Below are 2335 nucleotides of genomic sequence, written 5' to 3'. Positions count from 1 at the left end.
GAGCACGCGGCGGCGGGCGCGGCCGAGGACGAGGGCGGCGGAGAGGCCGGCGGGCCCCGCCGACCACCACGACGTCGTAGGAGTCGGTCACGGCGTGCAGATACCCCGGGCGCGGACCTTCACACCCGGGAGCGCGACGGGCTCAGGGAGCCGGGGCCTCCTCGGGCTCGTCCTGCGGCGGCGGGCCGTGGGCGACCAGCTCGTCGAAGGCGTCCTCGTCGAGGATCGGGACGCCCAGCTTCTCGGCCTTCTCGGCCTTCGAGCCGGGCGAGTCGCCGACCAGGACGTAGTCGGTCTTCTTCGACACCGACCCGGACGCCTTGCCGCCGCGGGCGATGATCGTCTCCTTGATCGAGTCGCGCGTGTAACGCTGCAGCGAGCCGGTCACCACGATGGTCAGGCCCTCGAGGGTGCGCTCGATCGAGGCGTCGCGCTCGTCGGCGGTGCGGACGCCCGCCGCCGCCCAGGCGTCGAGGATCGCGACGTGCCAGGGCACCTCGAGCCAGTCGACGACGGCGCGGGCGATGGTCGGGCCGACACCGTCGACCGCGGCGAGGGTGTCGACGTCGGCCGTGCGGATCGCGTCGAGGTCGCCGAAGTGCGTGGCCAGGGCACGGGCGGCCGTGGGCCCGACGTGCCGGATGGACAGCGCGACGATGACCCGCCACAGCGGCTGCTGCTTGGCCTTCTGGAGGTTGTCGAGCAGCTTGCGTCCGTTGGCCGACAGCGCGCCGGCCTTCGTGCGGTAGAGCCCGGTGCGCAGCAGGTCGTCCTCGGTGAGCGCGAACAGGCCGGCCTCGTTCTCCAGCACCCCGCTGTCGTGCAGCGCGACGGCACCCTCGTAGCCCAGCGCCTCGATGTCGAAGGCGCCGCGGCCGGCGACGTACTCCAGCCGCTCGATGATCTGCCCGCGGCAGTGCTCGGAGTTGGGGCAGCGCAGGTCGGCGTCGCCCTCCTTGGCCGGGGCGAGCGTGGTGCCGCACGAGGGGCACTCGGTCGGCATCACCCACGGCTCGGAGTCGTCCGGGCGCAGCGGCAGCACCGGGCCGACGATCTCGGGGATGACGTCGCCGGCCTTGCGCAGCACGACCATGTCGCCGGGGCGGACGTCCTTGCGGGCCACCTCGTGCTTGTTGTGCAGGGTGGCCATCTCGACCGTCGACCCCGCGACCTTGACCGGCTCCATGACGCCGTAAGGGGTGACGCGCCCGGTGCGGCCCACGTTGACCCGGATGTCGAGCAGGCGGGTGTTGACCTCCTCGGGCGGGAACTTCCAGGCGATCGCCCACCGGGGCGCCCGGCTCGTGGAGCCCAGCCGGCGCTGCAGGTCGACCTGGTCGACCTTGACCACGACGCCGTCGATGTCGTGCTCGACGTCGTGGCGGTGCTCGCCGTAGTAGGCGATGAACTCCTCGACCTCGGCGATCGTGTCGACGGTGCGGGCGCGGTCGGACGTCGGCAGGCCCCAGGCCTTGAGCGCGTCGTAGGCCTGGCTCTGGCGCTCGGGCGTGAAGCCCTCGCGGTAGCCCAGGCCGTGGCACACCATGGAGAGCGGACGGCTCGCCGTGACCGAGGCGTCCTTCATGCGCAGGGAGCCGGCGGCGGCGTTGCGTGGGTTGGCGAACGGGGTCTTGCCCGACTCGGCCCAGGCCGCGTTGAACGCCTCGAACTCCGCGGTCGGGAAGTAGACCTCGCCCCGGACCTCGACGTACGCCGGCACCGGGAAGTCGTCGGTGCCGGTGAGCCGGTGCGGGATCGCCGCGATGGTGCGGACGTTGTTGGTGACGTCCTCCCCCACGCGTCCGTCGCCGCGCGTGACGCCGCGGGTGAGGACGCCCTGCTCGTAGGTGAGCGAGATGGCCAGGCCGTCGACCTTGAGCTCGCACAGGAAGGCGGCGTCGCCGGCCCCGTCGCGCAGCAGCCGCTCGTGCCAGCCGCGCAGCTCGTCGGGGCTGAAGGCGTTGTCGAGGCTGAGCATGCGCTCGCGGTGCTCGTACGGCTCGAAGGTGGAGCTGGCGTACCCGCCGACGGACTGCGTGGGCGAGTCGGGCGTGCGCAGGTCGGGCAGCTGCTCCTCGAGCTGCTCGAGCTCGCGCATGAGCGCGTCGTACTCGGCGTCGGAGACCGTGGGTGCGTCGTCGACGTAGTAGCGGGCGCGATGACCCTCGATGACCTCGGTCAGCTCCTTGTGACGCTGGCGCAGCTCGTCGGTCTCATGGCGCGATCGTATCGGCGGCCACCGACGCGCGCGCCGCGCGCCGCGGCGTCGCGCGCGTCGGCGGGCCGGCTCGCCGCCAGCTCACCGCCGACTGACCATGACGTAGAGGCGAGCATG

General features: G+C 72.8%; 1 protein-coding gene. It reads right to left on the bottom strand.

Annotated elements, in window-relative coordinates; genetic code table 11:
- Positions 1–142 precede the first annotated feature (142 nt).
- Positions 143–2230 carry an NAD-dependent DNA ligase LigA gene (gene ligA, locus AC2W7G_RS13945; RefSeq protein WP_485868966.1) on the bottom strand — a complete coding sequence of 696 codons (2088 nt, stop codon included), beginning with the start codon at positions 2228–2230 and terminating at the stop codon, positions 143–145.
- Positions 2231–2335: the final 105 nt, after the last annotated feature.

This window comes from Aeromicrobium sp. PFPM2_SD2, assembly GCF_057364525.1.
The sequence above is the reverse complement of the archived record's forward strand: the minus strand, read 5'-3'. Positions and strand labels throughout refer to the sequence as shown.